The sequence below is a fragment of the Streptomyces sp. NPDC058469 genome, from assembly GCF_042721125.1.
Taxonomy (GTDB): domain Bacteria; phylum Actinomycetota; class Actinomycetes; order Streptomycetales; family Streptomycetaceae; genus Streptomyces.
The window spans coordinates 39,171-57,579 of record NZ_JBHXME010000058.1 but is presented as its reverse complement, the minus strand read 5'-3'; the positions used below and the strand labels follow the sequence as shown (position 1 = coordinate 57,579).

19 protein-coding genes are annotated in these 18,409 nt (G+C 68.6%); 5 read left to right on the top strand and 14 right to left on the bottom strand.

The window, feature by feature from the left end:
* Positions 1-75: 75 nt before the first annotated feature.
* The 8 genes from ACFWP5_RS24480 to ACFWP5_RS24445 all read right to left on the bottom strand — a co-directional run bounded on the left by ACFWP5_RS24480 (position 76) and on the right by ACFWP5_RS24445 (position 7,929).
* A complete protein-coding gene (locus ACFWP5_RS24480) occupies positions 76-426 on the bottom strand; it encodes a PRC-barrel domain-containing protein (RefSeq protein ID WP_384160305.1) in 351 nt (116 codons plus the stop codon).
* Between the two features lie 49 nt (positions 427-475).
* Positions 476-646 (bottom strand): hydrophobic protein, encoded by a 171-nt coding sequence (locus ACFWP5_RS24475; protein ID WP_384160302.1) that lies wholly within the window; start codon positions 644-646, stop codon positions 476-478.
* A gap of 142 nt (positions 647-788) precedes the next feature.
* The gene (locus ACFWP5_RS24470; protein ID WP_384160299.1) at positions 789-1,607 is read right to left on the bottom strand and encodes a M20/M25/M40 family metallo-hydrolase; all 819 of its coding nucleotides are present in this window, start codon (positions 1,605-1,607) and stop codon (positions 789-791) included.
* Between the two features lies 1 nt (position 1,608).
* Positions 1,609-1,902: a hypothetical protein gene (locus tag ACFWP5_RS24465; RefSeq protein ID WP_384160296.1), complete on the bottom strand. Its 294-nt coding sequence runs from the start codon at positions 1,900-1,902 to the stop codon at positions 1,609-1,611.
* A 221-nt stretch (positions 1,903-2,123) separates the two neighbouring features.
* Complete coding sequence (locus tag ACFWP5_RS24460) at positions 2,124-3,518, bottom strand: hypothetical protein (RefSeq protein WP_384160293.1); 1,395 nt, start codon at positions 3,516-3,518, stop codon at positions 2,124-2,126.
* A 223-nt stretch (positions 3,519-3,741) separates the two neighbouring features.
* Complete coding sequence (locus ACFWP5_RS24455; protein WP_384160290.1) at positions 3,742-4,197, bottom strand: RpiB/LacA/LacB family sugar-phosphate isomerase; 456 nt, start codon at positions 4,195-4,197, stop codon at positions 3,742-3,744.
* 124 nt (positions 4,198-4,321) lie between these two features.
* The gene (locus ACFWP5_RS24450) at positions 4,322-7,057 is read right to left on the bottom strand and encodes a ricin-type beta-trefoil lectin domain protein (RefSeq protein WP_384160287.1); all 2,736 of its coding nucleotides are present in this window, start codon (positions 7,055-7,057) and stop codon (positions 4,322-4,324) included.
* Positions 7,058-7,356: 299 nt separating this feature from the next.
* Positions 7,357-7,929, bottom strand: a complete 573-nt coding sequence (locus ACFWP5_RS24445; RefSeq protein WP_384160284.1) for a dihydrofolate reductase family protein — start codon at positions 7,927-7,929, stop codon at positions 7,357-7,359.
* 179 nt (positions 7,930-8,108) lie between these two features.
* Here ACFWP5_RS24445 and ACFWP5_RS24440 point away from each other — a divergent pair, with 179 nt between their 5' ends.
* The 4 genes from ACFWP5_RS24440 to ACFWP5_RS24425 all read left to right on the top strand — a co-directional run bounded on the left by ACFWP5_RS24440 (position 8,109) and on the right by ACFWP5_RS24425 (position 11,943).
* Positions 8,109-8,840: an MgtC/SapB family protein gene (locus ACFWP5_RS24440; RefSeq protein WP_384160281.1), complete on the top strand. Its 732-nt coding sequence runs from the start codon at positions 8,109-8,111 to the stop codon at positions 8,838-8,840.
* A gap of 314 nt (positions 8,841-9,154) precedes the next feature.
* Positions 9,155-9,877, top strand: a complete 723-nt coding sequence (locus tag ACFWP5_RS24435) for a dienelactone hydrolase family protein (protein ID WP_384160278.1) — start codon at positions 9,155-9,157, stop codon at positions 9,875-9,877.
* 125 nt (positions 9,878-10,002) lie between these two features.
* Positions 10,003-10,266, top strand: a complete 264-nt coding sequence (locus ACFWP5_RS24430; protein ID WP_384160275.1) for a hypothetical protein — start codon at positions 10,003-10,005, stop codon at positions 10,264-10,266.
* Between the two features lie 120 nt (positions 10,267-10,386).
* On the top strand, positions 10,387-11,943 hold the full coding sequence (locus tag ACFWP5_RS24425; protein ID WP_384160272.1) for an oxidoreductase: 1,557 nt from the start codon (positions 10,387-10,389) through the stop codon (positions 11,941-11,943).
* 174 nt (positions 11,944-12,117) lie between these two features.
* Here the strand turns inward: ACFWP5_RS24425 and ACFWP5_RS24420 are convergent, their stop codons facing one another.
* Both ACFWP5_RS24420 and ACFWP5_RS24415 read right to left on the bottom strand, forming a co-directional pair.
* A complete protein-coding gene (locus ACFWP5_RS24420) occupies positions 12,118-12,777 on the bottom strand; it encodes an MSMEG_1061 family FMN-dependent PPOX-type flavoprotein (protein WP_384160269.1) in 660 nt (219 codons plus the stop codon).
* A gap of 332 nt (positions 12,778-13,109) precedes the next feature.
* Positions 13,110-13,961 (bottom strand): alpha/beta hydrolase, encoded by an 852-nt coding sequence (locus ACFWP5_RS24415; RefSeq protein WP_384160266.1) that lies wholly within the window; start codon positions 13,959-13,961, stop codon positions 13,110-13,112.
* 764 nt (positions 13,962-14,725) lie between these two features.
* Here ACFWP5_RS24415 and ACFWP5_RS24410 point away from each other — a divergent pair.
* The gene (locus ACFWP5_RS24410) at positions 14,726-15,178 is read left to right on the top strand and encodes a hypothetical protein (protein WP_384160263.1); all 453 of its coding nucleotides are present in this window, start codon (positions 14,726-14,728) and stop codon (positions 15,176-15,178) included.
* Between the two features lie 92 nt (positions 15,179-15,270).
* Here ACFWP5_RS24410 and ACFWP5_RS24405 read toward each other — a convergent pair whose 3' ends face one another.
* The 4 genes from ACFWP5_RS24405 to ACFWP5_RS24390 form a co-directional block, all read right to left on the bottom strand.
* Positions 15,271-15,405, bottom strand: coding sequence for a hypothetical protein (locus tag ACFWP5_RS24405; RefSeq protein WP_384160261.1), 135 nt, complete (start codon positions 15,403-15,405; stop codon positions 15,271-15,273).
* A gap of 202 nt (positions 15,406-15,607) precedes the next feature.
* Positions 15,608-16,177, bottom strand: a complete 570-nt coding sequence (locus ACFWP5_RS24400; RefSeq protein ID WP_384160258.1) for a hypothetical protein — start codon at positions 16,175-16,177, stop codon at positions 15,608-15,610.
* Positions 16,174-17,703 (bottom strand): ATP-binding protein, encoded by a 1,530-nt coding sequence (locus ACFWP5_RS24395; RefSeq protein WP_384160255.1) that lies wholly within the window; start codon positions 17,701-17,703, stop codon positions 16,174-16,176. Before ACFWP5_RS24395 ends, ACFWP5_RS24400 begins: the two co-directional genes overlap by 4 nt.
* Before the next feature lie 5 nt (positions 17,704-17,708).
* Positions 17,709-18,389, bottom strand: a complete 681-nt coding sequence (locus ACFWP5_RS24390) for a response regulator transcription factor (RefSeq protein ID WP_384160252.1) — start codon at positions 18,387-18,389, stop codon at positions 17,709-17,711.
* Positions 18,390-18,409 lie beyond the last annotated feature (20 nt).

The following is an 18,409-nucleotide window of genomic DNA, read 5'->3' as shown; positions in this document are numbered from 1 at the left end:
GTGTCCCTCGGCTGGGGGGGGCGCCCCCCCCTACCCGCCCGCCCCCCACCACCCTGTTGAGCCGCGAAATGCCGATCAGGTGCGGGGGTTCCCGTAGTAGCCGCCGACCTGCTCGTGGTAGCCGGGGTCACCGGCGTGCTTGTCCTTGTCGAACTCCGGGGAGTTCTTGATCTCTTCCTTCGTACGGCCGACGTGGATCGTCCGCTCCGCGACGTCGATGGACGAGATCGTGCCGACGGGCAGCAGCACGTGCTTGCCGAAGATCCACACACCGGTGTCGACGACGATGTACATGGCGCCGACATCCTCGGAATGCTTGTCGACCTTGCCGATCGAGCCGTCACTCGCCTCGACCTTGAATCCGGTCAGATCCGTACCGGTCTGGTGGCCCGACTCGGCCGGGTAGTCCCACATGTTGTCCGCCATGTAAACCTCACTTTATGGTGGGCGAATTTCGAGATCGGTGATTTATTTCCTACCAGCGGTACCAACGTCCCCGAGTACCGCCGGAACCCGGTGAACGGGCGACAAATCCCAGCAGCCACAGGACGAGAACGACGATTGCGACCCACCAAAGAATTTTGATGGCGAATCCCGCACCGAAAAGAAGCAGCGCGAGCAGAAGAACAAGGATCAGGGGAAACATGTTTATCAACCTCCAGGCATCCGAGTGCCCTGCCGGAAATGAATCATGCGCCGGGAGGAAACAAAATAATGCGGCCGGGATGAAAAGGGCTGATGAGAAGGGCTGGTGGCACCCTTCTGCGGCCGCGGAACGCGCGCCGCCCTCATGGTCGGTTCAGGGCGCCCCAAGCCCGAACCCCGTAGCGGAGGGGTCGCCAGGAACAGAAGTCCGTGATGGTGCCGGTGAGTACGTCCGTCAGCCGGTGCAGCGAGGCGATGTCGGCCCACTCGGCGGCGGCGTGTGCCCCACCGCCGTCAACTCCGAAGAGGAGACAGGGGATTCCGGCCCGGTGCAGGAGGGCGCAGTCGGTCCAGTACGGCTCGGCGCGCACGGCGGGCGCGTGTCCGAGGACGGACCGCGCGTGGTGGAGCAGGGTGCGTACGACGGGCTGGTCCGGGTCGGCCTCGAACGGCTCGCGGTGCAGGCCGCGTTGGAGGCCGTAGGAGAAGTCGGGGACCGTGGCGGCGAGTTGGTCGAGGACGTCGGTCAACTCGGCCTGGACGGTGTCGGCATCCTCGCCGGGTACGGTGCGCCGTTCGAGGACGATCCGGCACTGTGCGGGGTAGGTCGAGGGCTCCTCGCCGCTGTGGATGACGGAGGCGTGGACGGTGCCGGTGCCCAGCAGCGGGTGGGGTTCGGACTCGGCGAGGCGGCAGCCCAACTCCTTGACGGCGACGAGGAAATGACCTGCCATGGCGATGGCGTCGACCCCCAGGTCGGGCCGCGAACCGTGCGCGGCACGCCCCTGCACGATCACGTCGAACCACACGATCACGTCGAACCACACGAAACCCTTGTGCGCGAGGGTCAGTTCGAGATGGCTCGGCTCGGTGACGATCGCCGCGTCGGCGGTGAACGACTCCAGCACCTCCTCGGTACCGGAACTCGCGTTCTCCTCGTCGGCGACACAGGCGAGCAGCACGTCACCGCGCAGCGGTCCCCGTGCGGTGGCACGGGCGTGGATCGCCCTCGTACCCGCCCAGTCCCACGGTGTCGAGATGCCCGTTGAGCAGCAGGGAACGACCACCACCGGTACGGTGCGCGACCGCGACGAGAGACGGCCGTCCCGGGGTCCGCTCCAGACGGTGGACGTCGAATCCGCTCGCGGAGAGCCAGTCCCCCTCGCCCGAGGCCGCGAGTCCGGGGTTGACGGAGTCCGTCGCGATCAGCCGCTCCAGGAGACGTACCGGGTCGAGTTCCTCGGGACCGAGGGGCATCGCGACTCCCCGTCCGAGTGGGGTGTGGCGCTGCGACAGCTCCCTGACGGCCATCGGGCGCGCTCACTGTTCACGGTCGTACGGAGCGGACTCGGCCACCATCCTGCGATCCCGGCGGCCGAGGTCACTCCGAGGTCATTCACGGAAGCGGCGGACCAGCGCTTCGCCTGAGCCCACCGGGGGATGGCCGCGGTGGGCTCGGGCGCGACCGGGACGCGGTTTCAGTTCACGGTGAAGGAGTAGTAGTAGGGCGCCAGTTGGATGCCGGAGCGGGTCGTCGCGTAGACCGTGAGGTCGTAGTCTCCGCCCGCGGCCGGGGTCCAGTCGACGATCGCGGTGTGGTGTGCGCCCGCGGCGATCGTGGCCTCCGGGTCCCCGTTGACGGAGTACGTGTAGCTCGCGACGTTCTTTACCTTCGGCGCGAACGTGAAGGCGCCGGGGACGCCGGCACCGCCGCCGGAAGCGTTCTCGGGGTAGACATCCGAAGCGACGGTGGGCGTGGTGTCGTAAGTGATGCCCCAGAAAGCCGCGTCACTGACCCAGCCGTTCGCGCTCCTGCTGCTCACCCGGAGGGACTCGCCGTCGATTCCGTCCAGCGTGAGCTTGACACTCGCCGTGCCGTCCGGTCCCGCCGTGACGTCGATGGTCTTGTCGCCGCCCTGACCGCCGACCATCTCCACGGAATAACCGACAACCGAACTCGTCGACTGGAGGTCTGCGTTGGGCCGGAGTGTGAACGTGGTCGGCCGGTCGAACTCGGGCGACGCGACGGCCGGGGTGGCGGTGGGTGCCGTGGAGTTGAGGAGGAACGAGTAGCTGGTGACAGCCGACCCGTTGTAGGCCCGGTCGAGGCTCCGCACCCACAGAGTCATCAAGCCGGAGGAGCCGTTCGGTGGGAACAGGCTGATCGTGGCCGAACCGCCCGGGGCGTCGGCGCGAGTGAAGTATCTCGGGTCGGCGTACGGGTCGACGAACTGCGGAACGCCGTGCTCGCCGATGTTCGCGTAACCGGCGATCGGGAGGACCTGCTGCCAGGAGTACTCGAACCCGGTGACATCGTCGTCGCCGTTGGCGTTCAGTGTGAACTCGACCGGGCTTCCGCCCTGGTTCCGCGCGCCCTGCGGGTAGTTCGACGAGGCGACGCCGGGAGCGTTCACCGGAGGGGTGTTGTCGATCGCGACGTAACAGGGAGCGGACCAGTCCGATGCCGCGCCCTCGGCCACGGTCTGTACCCGCCACGCGTAGGTCTGCCCGTCGGGGAGTGCGTCGGCGGGAAGGTTGGCGGCGGCCTCGAATCCGGAGAGGGCGTTGGCGCGGATGACCGTCGTGGTGTGCGTCGGGTCGGTGACCGGCCAGACCTGGTACTGCACGCTCACCGTGGAGTTGCTGGTCGTGTCGGTGGTCCCTGGAATGCCCTCGACGGTAAGGCCGTTGCCGGCCCAGACGTAGGTGGGGCGGTCCGAGTCGGTCGAGCAGCTCTGGTCACCGTTGAACAACTGGGTCGGTGTGATGGGTGTTGCGTCGGCCGCGCTCGCGGGCGACACGGTGGCGGCCAGTGCCAGGCCGAGGGTTCCGAGAGAAGCGAGGACAGCACGCGAGCGCGCGCTGAAGGACATGGTCAAGTGATCCCCTCCCGTTTGGATACCCGCACCACGGCGCCTGGATACGCACTCGTGTACGGGCGGCGAGGGGATCGTATGGGGTGACGCAGGTCAGCGCATGAGAGATTTGCGTGACGAGAGGTGAACCTGCCATCTCTGTACGGGAGTTGCCGATACAGCCGCCGAACAGCGCACGGTTGTGAGGCTGTCCACGCGTACATGGTGGACTCGAACTCGCCTACGGAGCAGTCCTGTTCAGGTCGAGCTGCCCGATGCGGGACACGTTCTCCCGGTCGTCGGCGTCCTCACTGGCCTCGGCGGTGAACCAGGCGTCGAGAATCTCCTTGAGCAGTGGCTCGGACGTCAGTCGCAGGCTGAGGGCCAGTACGTTGGCGTCGTTCCAGCGGCGGGCGCCGTCCGCCGTGTACGCGTCCGTGCACAGGGCCGCCCGTACGCCCGGCACCTTGTTCGCGGCGATCGACGCGCCCGTACCGGTCCAGCAGCACACCACCGCCTGGTCCGACGTCCCGGTGGCGACCTCGCGGGCCGCCGCCTCCGAGCACACCGCCCACTGCGGGTCGTCCCCGGGACGCAACGCCCCGTACGTCACCACCTCGTGGCCCCGGCCGCGCAACTCCGCGACGAGGGAACGCGCCACCGGTTCGTCCATGTCCGAGGAAACAGAGATCCGCATGCTCGGAGGCTACTCAGCGGATCGGTTCGGTGCCAGCTCGGAGTGTGCCTGCGGAGTGGCTCCCGCCGGGGCGCGGGCAGGTGGGGTCGTACCCGTCTACGACCCGGCGGGAGCCGGTGACTGGCTAGGACTGGCGCCAGATCTGGTTGGCGGCGACCGTGCACGTCCAGATCTCCAGTGCCGTGCTGTTGGCCGTGCCGTGGCCGACCGCGTCCAGGCACTTGCCGGAGCCGACGTTGACGACACTGCCGTCGGAACGCATCCGCCACTGCTGGGCCGCGGAGCTGTTGCAGTCCCAGATCTCCACCGGGCTGCCGTCGGTGGTGGCGCCGCCCGTGACCTCAAGGCACTTGGAGTCGTAGACGGTCAGTTGATTGGTGGTCGTGGACGTCCAGGTCTGGTTCGTGCCGCCGTTGCAGTCCCAGAGGGCGGGCTGGGTGCCGTTGGTCTGGTTCGCGCCCGGGACGTCGACGCAGCGGCCGGACTCCTGGCCCTTGAGGGGTGCCGCGACCGCGCCGCGCAGCCAGCTCTGGTTGGCGCCGCCGGTGCAGGTCCAGAGCTCCAGCAGGGTGCCCGGGGTGGTGGCTCCGGCCGTGGCGTCCAGGCACTTGCCCGAGTTGGGGTTGACCACCGTGCCGTCGCTGTTCACGGTCCACTTCTGGGCCGCGGAACTGTTGCAGTCGTAGATCTGCACCGGGGTGCCGTCTGTCGTGCCGCTGCCCTTGGCGTCCAGGCACTTCGCGCCGCCGTAGACGGTGAGTTGGCCGGCGGGTGTCAGGGTCCAGGACTGGTTGGCGGCGCCGTTGCAGTCCCAGAGGGCGAGTTGGGTGCCGTTGGTCTGGCTCGCCCCGGGCACGTCCGCGCACAGGCCGGACTGGCGGCCCTTGAGGATGCCGCCGTGGTTGCCCGGCGGATCGGCGGTGACGGACAGGTTGTCGAACTGGTCGGTCTGGTAGCCGACCACGCCGATGCCGATCTGGCCCGCGGAGTACGAACTGTCGTTGGCGGTACCGAGGTTGACCCCGTCGGCCGTGGCGGTGATCCGGTCCCCGGAGAAGCCGAGGGCGAGCGTGTGCCACGCGTGCGTGCCGAGCGCCGCCCGGGTTCCGGAGGCCAGCGTGGTCAGGGTGCCCGCCGCCGAGCTCTTGACGATGGACCAGTTACCCGTGTCGCTCACCCTCAGCAGATACGCGGCCTGGTGACTCTGCGGACGGTTCTGGGTGTTGGCCCGGCCCAACAGCTCGACCGTACCGGCCTGTTGGAGGTTCACGTCGGCCTTGACGGTGTAGTCGGTCCACGTCGGATCGCCGAGCAGCGAGAAGGCGTCGGAGTCGTCCTGCCACTCGATCGGTTTGACCGGCGTCACCTGCTGCACACACTGTCCGCTACGGCCGTCCGCGCACGGACGGGCCTCGAACGAGCCCTGCATGTCGGACAGATACGTGGCCTCGGTGCCCGAGACATCGTTGTCGAACGTGTCGCCGTACGGCAGCGCGAGGGCATGGGCGGCCGGCGCGGTGGCGGTGCCCTTGCCCTGGCCGGTGGTTGTGGTGACCGTGTAGATCCAACCCGGCTGAAGCGTCAGCGAGTACGAGCCGGCGGTCGGCGTGATGTCCTGTGTGTGCGTGAAGTCGGTCGACGGACTTGGGCTGTTGACCCGGGTCGCCCACACGTGCACCGCGCCGGTCGAAAGTCCGCCCTGCACCTGGACGTTGACCGTCTGCGCCGCCGTGGCGGTGGTGGTCTCCAGGACCGTGGAGTAGTCGGAGCCGTTCGGCGACTTCAGTGTCGCGTACGTGCCATTGGACTCCGTTCCGCCGAGGTAGCCCGACGCGGAGTCGATGAACTTCCAGCCCGGCTGGGCGAATTGGGTGACCTGCGCGGTGGCCCAGGTGTTCTCGCCGATCGAGTAGTTCCCGGACCACGGCGAGTTCGCGGTGGCCAGGCCGACCGTGCCGTAGGGCAGGTTGGGGTAAATGGCCGCGACCAGCGGCCAGTTGAGGTACGCGGTCATGCGCGCGTCGACGTAGCCGCGCACGATCGAGCGGATCAGTGCGGGTGCTCCGGCGTCCATGTCCAGGGAGCCGTTCTCCGACGCCCACAGCGGTTTGCCGTTGTTCTTCGCCGTGGTGCTGCTGGAGCAGGTGTCCGCGCTGCCGCCGTCACCGCCCGCACAGGGGTAGTGGGCGCCGATGACCGACACGGCGTCGTTGAACGAGGCGTTGCTCGCCATGTCGTCCGCGACGCTCCAGCCCGAGTCGTCGCCGACGATCTGCACGCCGCCGTATCCGGCGCTGTTCAGCGCGGACCGCAACTCGATGTACCAGTTGACGTCGTGGCCCCGCTCGTTCCAGCCTCCGAGGTAACTGATCGTCAGTCCGTGCTGCTTGGCACAACCCAGCCAGGAGATCAGGTAGTTGATGGTGTCGGTGGACCAGAACCCGCCGCTGATCCAGCCGGGGGCGGCCCAGGCCAGACCGTACAACTTGATGTTCGGGTTACGGGCCTTGGCCTGCTCGGCGAGCCAGAACTCGTAGCCGGCATCGCAGTTGATCTGTCCCCTGCTGTGTTCGATGGACGGCTCGGAGCCGTCGGTGGAGTTGGCGTCTCCGCCGATCTCCAGTTTCAGCAACTGGAGGTTCGCGCCGTAGCCCGGCTTGAACAGGTAGTCCAGGATCTGTGCCTGCTGGGCGGCCGGATAGTCGCGCAGCAGGCGGGAGTTGCCCCCGCCGCCGCTGATCGCGCCGATCCCGTCGAACGTCCGGCCGCTCTGGCCGCCGTCCACGGTGATCGAGGTGGCCGCTGCTGCCGCATGGGCCGGTTGCACACCGGCCGAGCAGAGGGCGGCGACCAGAGCCATGACCCATAAGGGCAGGAGGTGTCGCAGGATTCTTCGCACAGTGTCGTCCTTCTCCAGCGGGGGGTGAGGACAGTTCGGAGAGCGCTCTCAGAAGCGGGCGCCGCCTGACTGTCTGTGGAGGTTTGCGCGACAGTGTGGAGTCGTGTTGACTAATCGTCAAGGTCTAGACCTGACCTGCCTCAAGGTCTCTACCGGCTTTTGTATCTGCGCGTTGATCGCTTTCGGTTCTGTTCGTTCATGTCGATGCCTGGCGTCTCGCCCGTTGGCCGGGACAACTCCCGGAGTGTGATCCGGCCCGGTCAGCGGACGACGTCGAGGACGTTCATCTGCAGGCCGTTGGCGTACACGGCGTGCTCGACCAGCTTCAGCTTCTGGGTGTCCTTGTCGGTGGCGGGGAACAGGCGCTTTCCGGCGCCGAGCAGCAGCGGGAAGACGAGCAGGTGGTAGCGGTCGACCAGGCCGGCGTCCGCGAGGCCGTGGTTGAGGGCGGCGCTGCCGTGCACGATGATCGGACCGCCCTCGGTCTCCTTGAGGGTGGCGACCTCGTCGAGGGAGCGCAGGATCGTGGTCTCGCCCCAGTTCGACACGAGCTCGTCGTCGGTGAGGGTGGTGGAGACGACGTACTTCGGCAGGCTCTTGTAGTGCGCGAACTCGTCCATGTCCGGCCACACCGGACTGAACGCCTCGTAGCTGGCCCGGCCCATCAGCATCGCGGCGGACTCCTGCTGCTCCCGCCCCTTGATGTCGAACGCCTCGGGCAGGAACTCGACCTCCTTGAAGGTCCAACCGGAGTTGCGGTAGCCGGGTTCGCCGCCCGGCGCCTCCATCACGCCGTCGAGGGAGATGAAGGCGGTGCTGATCAGGGTGCGCATCGTGGTTCCTCGGGTGGTCGGTGTGTGTGCGGGCCGCTCCAGGATCCAACCGACAAAAAAAATTGTCAAGGAGGGGGAAGTTGTCGGAGGAGTTGCCAGGTGGGAAGTTGTCCGATGGGCATGGTTCCGGCCGGCCGGGTAGGGGCACTGTCGGACAAGGAGCCGGAGGGAGGTGCCGTATGGCCGGACTGGCGGTCCCGTTGTGGGACGTGAGCAATGGGCAAGGGCTGCGCCAACTCGCCGAACTGGGGCTGGCGTTGCTGCTGTCGACCCTGATCGGCTGGGAACGGGCGGCACAGCAGAAGAGCGCCGGGCTGCGCACGCACACGCTGGTCGGGATCGCCAGCGCGCTGATGATGGAGGTCTCCCAGCACGGCTTCACGAATGTCCTCGGCCTGGAAAACGTCTCCTTCGACCCGTCGCGCGTGGCGGCCCAGATCGTCTCCGGCATCGGGTTCATCGGCGGCGGCCTGATCTTCGTACGCCGGGACGCGGTACGCGGGCTGACGACCGCCGCCACCATCTGGCTCACCTGCGCGGTCGGCATGGCCTGCGGCGGCGGCCTGCCGATCCTCGCGCTGGCCACCACCGCCGTGCACTTCCTCGTCGTACGCGGGTACCCGCTGCTCTTCGCGCACATGATGCCCGGCGCCGATCCGGCGACGTTCGAGGTACGGCTGACCTATCGCACCGGCACGGCGCTGCTGCCGCAGTTGATGGAGGCGTGCACGCGGAGGGGTTTTCGCATTCAGGAGGTCAAGGTCGACCGGTTGCCCGAGCGGGCGGATCCGGCCGCTCGGGTGCTGTTGCGGTTGGAAGGTGCTGCCGACGCGGGGCAGTTGACGTCGGAGCTGTTCCAGAACGACGGCGTGACCGAGGTCGAGCTGACGGCCGCCGGCGACGAGGAGTGAGACCGGGTCCGGGGCCTGTGACGAGGAGTGGGACCGGGTTCTATGAGGAGAAGGACCGGGTCCTGTGTGGTGAGGCGGCGTCCGGTGTGGTGAGGCTGCGTCCTGCGTAGTGAGGCTGCGTCCGGCCACGGAGCCTCCGCTAAAACCCGTGGCGGACCACGGCGACCACTGCTACTTTCGCGGAGGCCGTGCGAGAGAACGAGGAGGTGGTACCCGTGGACGCAGTATCGACATGGGTGCTCTCCTCCGGGGTCACGGTCGGGCGGTAGGTCGTCCGGGAGCGCCGTAGAACAGCCCTCCCGAAAGGCACGACCATGCACTTCATTTCTGAGCGGCGCCTCGACGACGGCGTCCTCGAACGCGAATTCACCCTCGGCGAGATCCCCGGCACCCTGTGGACTCCTGAATCCGTCGCACCGGCCCCGCTGATCCTGATGGCCCACAACAACGGCCTGCCCAAGGCAGAACCCCGACTGGTGGCCCGGGCCCGGCTGTCCGCGGCGTCCGGCTACGCGGTGGCCACCATCGACGCCGCCGGGTGCGGTGACCGTCCCCGTTCCGTCGCCGACGAGCAGGCCCGGGCCGACCTCCGCCGGGCGATGCGGGCCGGTGAGCCGGTCGACGAGATCTTCGAGTCCTTCATCGGTCCGCTGGTCGAAAAGGCGGTCCCGGAATGGCGGACCACCCTGGACGCCCTCCTCGCGCTGCCCGAGATCGGCGGCCCGGTCGGGTACGCGGGGTGGACCGCCCTCGGCATTCGGCTGGTGGTGGCCGAGCCGCGCGTCACGGCCGCCGGCTTCTTCGCCGGCGGTTACGTGCCCCGAGCCCAGCGCGAGGAGGCCCGACAGGCCACCGTTCCGCTGCTGTTCCTGCTGCAGTGGGACGACGAGGGGAACCCCCGGCAGCGGGCCCTGGACCTGTTCGACGCCTTCGGCACCAAGGAGAAGACGCTGCACGCCAATCTGGGCGGGCACACCGGCACGCCGTGGTTCGAGAGGGAGGACGGGGACCGGTTCTTCGGGCGGCATCTGAAGTGAGGGCGGGGGCAGGGCGCCGGGCCGGCAGCGGCTGGTAGGCGGTGTCGGCCTGGGTGCCGTTCTTCGAGGGCAGGTACCGGCCGTTCTTGATGGCGGTGGCCGATGGATGTACAACCGCTCCGAGCGTGGCGGTACCGGCCCTCGGCATCGGCGGTACCGGCCGGTCAGGGCGGTGCTCGGTCAGCAGCGCCGTCATCGGCTGGGCCTACGCCGTGAGGTGCTCGGCTCGTACCTTGCGGATCGCTGGGCAGGCGGCCGAGTCGATCACCAACCCCGGCCGGGCCGGGGTTGGTGGCCAGCAGCAGCCGCGGCAGCAGGTGCGCGTCTCGGCGTTGAGCATCTCGCGGGGGACGTCGCTGGGCGCGGTGGCATCGCGGTGCTCCGGCTGACCTCGGTGGCGGCCCGGTACGCGGTGAGGGAGACGTCGTCCTTGGTCGTTAGACCGTGCCCTATGTGGCGAGACGAGATGTGGCGAGACGAGCGCGGAGGAAGATCACTACTCTGAACGGGTGCTCTCATACGACGAGTTGACCTCACCGGAGCGTGAACTGTGGGACGCGTTCCCGGAGGGACACCGTGTGGACCTGCGCACGGGTGTGCCCGAGGACGACCGCGTCGCCGAGGGTGGGCAGTGGGGTCCCGGGCGGACGGTGCGGGCCACCGTGATCGTGGCGCTCCTGCTGGGTGCGAATCTCGTGCAATCGGGCGCCGTGGCGTGCCTGAGGCTCGCCGGGGCGCGGATATCCGGACACCTCAACCTGGCCGGCGCGCATATCGCTCACGCCCTCTGGCTCGAGGGCTGCTGGTTCGAGGAGTCGGCGAACTTTCTCGGAGCGTCGTTGCAGACGCTCGTGATCACCCGCAGCCGGGTGCCCGGCATCGAAGCCGATTCGGCCCGCATCGAGGGAAATCTAGACCTGCGGGGCTCCGTTGTGGAAAGCCTCGCTTCCTCGCCCTTCAACCACGTGAGCACCGCCCTGTCGCTGAGCGACGCCCGGGTGACCGGCGGCATGCTCCTGAACGGGGCCCACATCAGTGCGCCGGGAGGATGGGCAGTGGCCGCCGGTGGACTGCTCATGGAAGGAGGCGTCTTCTGCGGGGGCGGTTTCGTCGCGCGAGGACAAGTCCGGCTGATGGGGGCACAGCTGCCGCGCGGGCTGTTCATGCAGGGCGCACAGCTGGAAGACCCCGGCCCAGGCGGAGTGGCGCTCGCCATGAACAACGCCGTGGCCTCAAGGCTCGACTTCTCCGACGGATTCACCGCGAACGGGACCGTGCAACTGCGCCGTACCCAGATCTCGGACAGTCTGAGCTTCGAAGGAGCCGTCCTGAACGGGCCACCCGGCGGTGACGGCCCGGCCCTGACCTGCAGGCTCATGCAGGCCGTCGACGTCGACCTCACTCTGGCCCGGCTGCCGTCCGGCACGGTGGATCTGCGCGGTGCGCAGGTGACTCACCTCTACGACAGTGAGCAGAGCTGGCCGGACGTGGTGGAGTTGGAAGGCTTCGTCTACGGTTCCATCAAGGCGGACGGGCCGGGGGAGCGGCGGGAGGCAGTGGGTCGGCGGAACTCTGTGGCCTCCCGCGTGGCATGGATACGACGCTGCCCCGGCTACAACCCCCAGCCCTACGAACAGTTGGCCAGCTGGTACCGGAAGGCCGGTCACGACGACGAGGCCCGCCGCGTACTCCTGGCCAGACAGCGTCATCGGCGCCAGACTCTGCCCCGGGCTGCGCGTGTGTGGGGGCACCTGCTCGACGTGACCGTCGGCTACGGCTACCGCCCCTGGCTGGCCGGCGTCTGGCTCCTCGCGCTGACCCTGCTGGGCACGCTGTCCTTCAGCACGCATGCCCCCACTCCGGTCCAACGAGGCGAAGGCGCCCCGTTCCAGCCCCTCGTCTACACACTCGACCTCTTGATCCCCATCGGCGGCCTTGGCCAGCGCACGGCGTGGTACTGGTCGAACGGCAGTCTCCAGTGGCTGGCCTACTTGCTGATCGCCTTCGGCTGGGTGCTGACCACCGCGGTCATCGCGGGTGTCACCCGCGCCCTGCAGAAAAACTAGGGTCTGTCCGGGGTCGTGATCACCGCGGTCTTGTTCGGACTTGAGGACCACGCCGAGCTGGTAGAACGCCGAGGTGACGCTACGCGGACTGACCGGCCGCCCGGCGATTGATCTTGGCGAGTGCCGGCCGGGGTGTTCGGCGGGCCGGTGGTTCAGCAAGCGCAGGTCTGCCCGCTACTCGTACCGGTACTTCAGCGAGTCCGCCTCCGTCTGCTCGATGTCGGCGATCGTCAGCTCCGGTATCCGCAGCTGGGCCAGCGTCACCTCGGCGGAGGTCGGCTGGGCGTCGGCCGGCAGCCACTGCTCCGGCTTCCAGGCCGCGCTGCGCAGGAGAGCCTTGGGGCAGTGCGGGTAGACCTCCTCGATCCCCAGCACCAGCGCGCTGGCAGGCGGCTTGCCCACGGCGGTCAGCTGCGACAGCAGCTCCGGGTGGGTGGAGACGCAGGCCCGTCCGTTCACCCTGAGGGTCGTGGTGCGCCCCGGGATGACGAACAGCAGTCCGGCCCGGCCGGTGGCCACGACGTTCTGAAGGGTGTCCAGACGCTTGTTGCCGGTGGCGTCCGGTATCGCCACCGTCCGTGCGTCCAGGACGGCGACGAAACCGGCGGGGCCGCCGCGCGGGGAAACGTCACAGTTGCCCTCGGCGTCCGCGCTGGCGACCAGGACCAGTGATGAGCAGGCGATCAACTGCCGGGTCTGCTCGGTGAGTTCGGTCATCTGCTTGCGTACGGCCGTGTCACGCGGGAGTCCGTAGGTCTGGCGCAGCGCCTCCTGGTCGCGCACGGCGTCGAGGCGGAGCGAGTCGAATGCACTGCCGACAAGTTGTGACGTCATGCCTCCAATCCTAACGAGCCGACCTCCGACTGACCTTGGTCGGCGAGCGCGGGGACACAGAGACGCCGCGCGAGTTTGGCTGGTGCATGAAGATCAAACAGGTCCGCGCGGCCATGTCCCGTGCTGCCCTCTGCGGGCTGTCGCACCAGCATCTGGGCGAGTTGGTCGCGGAACTCACCCCGCGCTGAGTGGCGCGCGGTTGAGTCCGGGTGCCATGAGCGAGGTGAGGGCGGACGTCAGCGCGCATCGTGATCTCGTCACATCAGTCAGTTCGGCTCGATGGGCAGAGCGCCCCGGTCCGTGGTGATGGACCGGGGCGCTTGTCGCGAGTGTCAGCTGACCGCCTTGGCGGCATCCGTGATGAGGTCGGCGACGATCTTGGGGTGACTGATCATCGCGACGTGGGACGAGCGCGGCACTTCGACGACCTTGCGCGCGTTCGCACGGCTGTACATCCAGCGCTCGCAGGCCGGCGGGATCGCCTTGTCCTGGCCGGCGACCAGCCCCCACGACGGGATCGTCTTCCAGGCCGCGGCCGTGGTCGGGAAGATGAAGGAATCGGCGTCGAACGGCCGCTGCGTGGCCTGCAGGACCCGGAAGTCAGCGGTGGGTATGTCAGCGGCGAAGGCCGCCTGGCCGTCCTTGCTCAGGTACAGATCGGTTCCGGTCGTGCCGTCGGCCTTGGTGTACGGGACCGGCACGCTCACCGGCTCGACCTCGCTGCCGGGGAACTTGGTGATGAGCTCCCCCTGAGTCTCGCCCACGTCGGGCACGAACGCCGCGATGTAGACCAACGCCTTGACGTTGGTCTTCCCGGCGGCGGCATTCGTGATGACCGTGCCACCCATGGAGTGTGCGACCAGCACGACCGGTCCGCTGATGGAGTCCAGCAGACTCCCGATGTACGGGGCGTCGGTCGGAATACCCCGCAGCGGGTTCGACCCGCAGACCGTGGTGTAGCCCTTGTCCTGCAACTCCTGGATGGTGGCGTTCCAGCAGGACGAATCGGCGTAGCCGCCATGCACCAATACGATCGTGGGCCTCACCTTCGACTTCTCCTCACCGGTACCGGTCGGGGCCGTCGCCGCGCCGGCCGTTCCTTCTGAACCGGCGATCAGCGCCGCCGACCCGGCAAGCGCCGCTCCGGCGGCCAATACCCGACGGCGGGAAAGATCGGTACTCATGGGACTCCTCAGGCATTGGGGTTGAGGGAGAGGCTGGGGGAGGGGGGAATGGGGCTGGCGGAGAGCTCCCCGTTGAGCTGCTACGCGAGGGCGGCGGGCGCCAACTGGGCAGGTGGCCGTCAGGAGTTCGGCTCGGTCGGCGTGCTCAGTCGCGCACAGGCGGCTTCATCGGTGTGGCATGTCATGGACCCTATGAGCAGTGCTTTCGCGGTGGCATCGGCTATGTGACCTAGATGCCGGGGTCGGCGGTCCGGCGGTCGCCTTCAGCGCTTGACTTGAAGTCGCTGCCGGAGCCGAGGTTTGTGTGGCTTCCTCAAGCCCGACGCCAAGGCTGGCGGCTTCGGCACATGCCGACAACGGCCAGGGGTTGACTTCTGTCAGGAGTCCCAAGACGACGTGTCATTTGGTGTGACGCGTGATGTGTGACGGACTGGCCGGCCGCCAGTGGCGTGGGAGACCTGCGCTTCAGTTCGGCAGGCAGGAGCGAGATCGGCGGAGCAGTTCAAGGGCGGCAGGGCACTCCGCGTCGAAGGTGGCCTTCTTGTTCGGCAGGAAGGTCCGACGCCAGGTGCGGGCACAGTGACAGCGGAAGCGGCATGCCCTCCGAGGCTCTCCGATCGCGACATCGCTGACCAATGACGGCCCGAAGGCAAGGCAAGACTTTCGGAACCTCATCCGCCACCGCCGGCTCGCTGGATGAGGTGGCCTGTGATTCGGCAGAGGGGGGTGGGCACATCCGGCGCGTGACGTCGGGCGGGCCTGGCATGCTGACCCGAGTCGACACCTTCTTCACTCCAGGCGCGGGTATTCGTGGCGCTAGTTCTGGCCTGCTTGGTGGCACTGACCTGGTACTTTTCGCACAACAGGTGCTCCACTACACCACCGGACAAGAGGCCCGCACTGTCAGGGTGACTGGCCGGGAGAACGGCGAAAGCCAGGCCGTCTGGATCCTCCGGGGCGGCCATCGAGGCAGTGGGAAGGTCCCGGCGGACTACTGCAACGACGAATACACAGAGGAGGAGCTCGCGATATTCGCCGGAGAGGACTGGGGGGTGCGGGAGCGCAACGACCTGCTGTGGTCCGCCGCTCAACAACTCACGCTCATTGCGCCTGGCGTCCTGATGATGTGGCTGCTGGGGCGCGCACGGGAGCGCAGGCGTCTCGCGACCCGTGTGAAGTCGCGACGAGTGCTTCAAACGGCTCAGCACCATCGCTGAATGATCGACCGCCTGGCCCGCCGGACGCCGACAATACGAGCGCACGCACCTCGTAGGCATCGCCTGCACCCTCACCTGCCTGCGGTCAGCGGTCAGCGGCGCGTCGAGCCGGTACTGCGCCCCAGCCCGAACCTCGCAGCGAGGAGCACCGCGACGCCGTAGCCGAGGACGGTCTCTCTTGCCGTGAGGGGGGTGGCGTCCCACCACGGTGCGAAACCGTCGCCCATTCTCCGTCCCAGCCCTTGCCCGACCTATCGCGTGAGAAGCGGAGACACGGACTCGCTCCGCCGGGTCATGGCTCGCGGTGCACACACGGCTGGGACACACACATGCGGCGCCCACATAGGCCGAGCACACACATGCGGCGCCCACATGCATAGTCAGCCTCCGCCTCGCCGCGGATACCGGATTCGCTACGGACCGGATTCCCTACGACCGCGCGGGACACCCCGTCCCGGTCGCCACGATCCGCTGCCCGTCGACGCCGGTGACGATCACCGGCAATGGTGTGGCGCCGGGGTGGCCGACACTCTGCGCGTCCAGGGCCGTGCAGATGAGCTGGGCCGCCGCGAGACCGGCCAGTCTCCGTACGGGGACCATCAGTTGGATCGACACGCGGTCGTCGTGGGATGTGACCCGCACGGGGTATGACATGCTGGCCGACCCCTGCGGGACCGGGACGGCGGTAGCCGCCGGGGACGCGGCGAGTGTCGGCTCCGGTGTCGGCAACTGCAGCATGGTGATCAGACGCTTGCCCTGCTCGGCCGAGGTCGGCCCCTGCAGCAGCACCCGCACCGCCGACTCGACGTCGACCGGTGCGGCCGTCCTGCGGAGGACGCCGACCAGAGCCCCGTCCGCCACGAAATACACGCGCACCCGCGGCACGACCCCGCCGGCGGGCCCGCCCGCCTCCACCGCACCGGTCGTCGGAATCCCGCAGGACGCGAGCGCGAACAGCGCCGGCAGGACCAGCGACACGGACCTGCGCACGGCCCTCATGAACGGCCCCCTGGCGATACGGCTCCTGACGCGCTTCCTCGCGTCAACTCATGAGCCCGCGACGGGAGTTCTCCCGTGAACAGCGGGAGTTCCACGGTGAACACGGCACCGCCCTCCGCCCGGTTCGCGGCGCGGACGGTGCCGCCGTGCACCCGGACGTTCTCCCTGGTGATCGCCAGCCCCAGCCCGCTGCCTTCGGTCCGCACCCGCGCGGCGTCCGACTTGTAGAACCGCTCGAAGACATGGGGCAGCGCGCTGTCGGTGATGCCCGGGCCGCTGTCCAGCACCTCGATCACGGCCACCCGCTCCGCTTCTCCGGGCCGCTCGCTCCCATACAGGCACAGCCGGACCGGACGGGCGCCGTGCCGGAGCGCGTTGCCGACGAGGTTCGCGACCACGATGTCCAGGCGGCGCGGGTCGACGCGCCCGCGCAGGGCGTCCGGCGGGGGCAGTTCGGTGTCCACCAGGTCGGTCCAGGCGCGTGCGGCGAGGGTGCGCCGCAGCGACTCGGCGAGGTCGATCTCGTCCAGGTGCAGCACCGCGGCGCCCGCGTCGAATCGGGAGATCTCCATCAAGTCGTCCACCAGACGGGCCAGTTTGACGGTTTCCTCGCTGATCAGCCGCACCGCGGTGGCCGTGTCCGGCTCCAGGTGAGCGGCGTCCTCGTCGAGGACACCGGTGACCGCCGACATGGCGGCCAGCGGAGTACGCAACTCGTGCGAGACGTCCGAGGCGAAACGGCGGGCCTGAGCCTCCATCCCGCGCAACTCCGCCACCGACGCCTCCAGGGCCGCCGCCGTTTCGTTGAACGTGTGGGAGAGATCGGCGAGTTCGTCGGAACCGTTGACCGCAAGCCGGGTGTCCAACCGTCCCTCGGCGATGCTGCGGGTGGCGTTGCGCAGTGCCCGTACCGGTCTCAACACCCCGCGTGCGGCGAGCAGCGCCAGCAGTACTGCCAGCGCCAACGCGGGTACCGTGGCGCGTTCGACGGCGGAGACGAGGGCGTCGACGTAGGCCTGTTCCGTGGCTTGAGGGACCGTCAGGAAGACCTGGACGCCGGAGAGTTCGAATCCCGTCTCGCCGCTGCCGAAGACGACCGACATGCCGACGACTAGCGAGGTTCGGGAGCCGTTCTTCACCCGTTGGAAGACGGTGGCCGAGTGGGAGTCCACGGCCTCGCGCAGCGTGGACGTCAACTCCTTGAACGGGTCGTCGGGGACGGAGGTCGCGCGCAGTTCGCCGTAGGTGACCAGGACGCGCCAGGCGCCGGACGGCTGGACCGCCGCCAGGTCCACCGCGAACCGCCGTAGATCGGCCTGGCCCGGTGGGAAACCCAGTCCGGGGGCGAGGCGGTTGGTCTGGGTGCGCATCAGCGTGATCACCGCGTCCTGGCTCTGCTGGAGCACCCCGGTGCGGGCCTCGCGGAAGGTCAGCGCGCCGGTCGTCATGGCGGTGAGCGCGGCGACGAGCGCGAACGCCACGACCAGCCGGGTGCGCAGGCCGCGCAGGTATGGGGCTCTGGGCAATGACTTCACCGGGCGGCGAACCGGTAGCCGAAGCCGCGCATGGTCTGGATGTAGTGGGCCTCGCCCAGCTTGGCGCGCAGCCGTTTGACGCAGGCGTCCACCAGGCGCGCATCCCCGTGGTAGCTGTGTTCCCATACGGCTTCCAGGAGTTGCTGCCGGCTGAATACCTGGCCGGGCGCGGCGGACAGGGTGAGCAGGAGCCGCAGTTCGGAGGGGGCGAGCGCGACGGGCGTGCCGTGCAGGGTCACCGAGAGGCCGGACCGGTCGACGGTCAGGTCCCCGTAGGTGTCGATCTTCGGTATGCCGGCGCCGGTGGGCGCTCCGGCCGAGCGGCGCAGGACGGCCCGGATGCGTGCCTCAAGTACCCGCGCCTGCACGGGTTTCACCACGTAGTCGTCGGCCCCGGCCTCCAGTCCTACGACGATGTCCTCGTCGTCGCCCCGAGCGGTCGCCATGATGATCGGCAGGGTCTGGTCGAGGGCGCGTATCCCCCGGCACACGTCGAGGCCGGGAATGCCGGGCAGCATCAGGTCCAGTACCACGACGTCCGGCCGGAAGGTCCGCAGCCTTTCCAGCCCGTCCTCCCCGGTCTCGGCGGCGGCGACGTCGTGGCGCTCACGGCGCAGGGCCAGGGCGACACCCTCCCGCACGGCTCGGTCGTCTTCTATCAGCAGAACGCGTGGCATGGGCTCAGTATCCGTAAGCG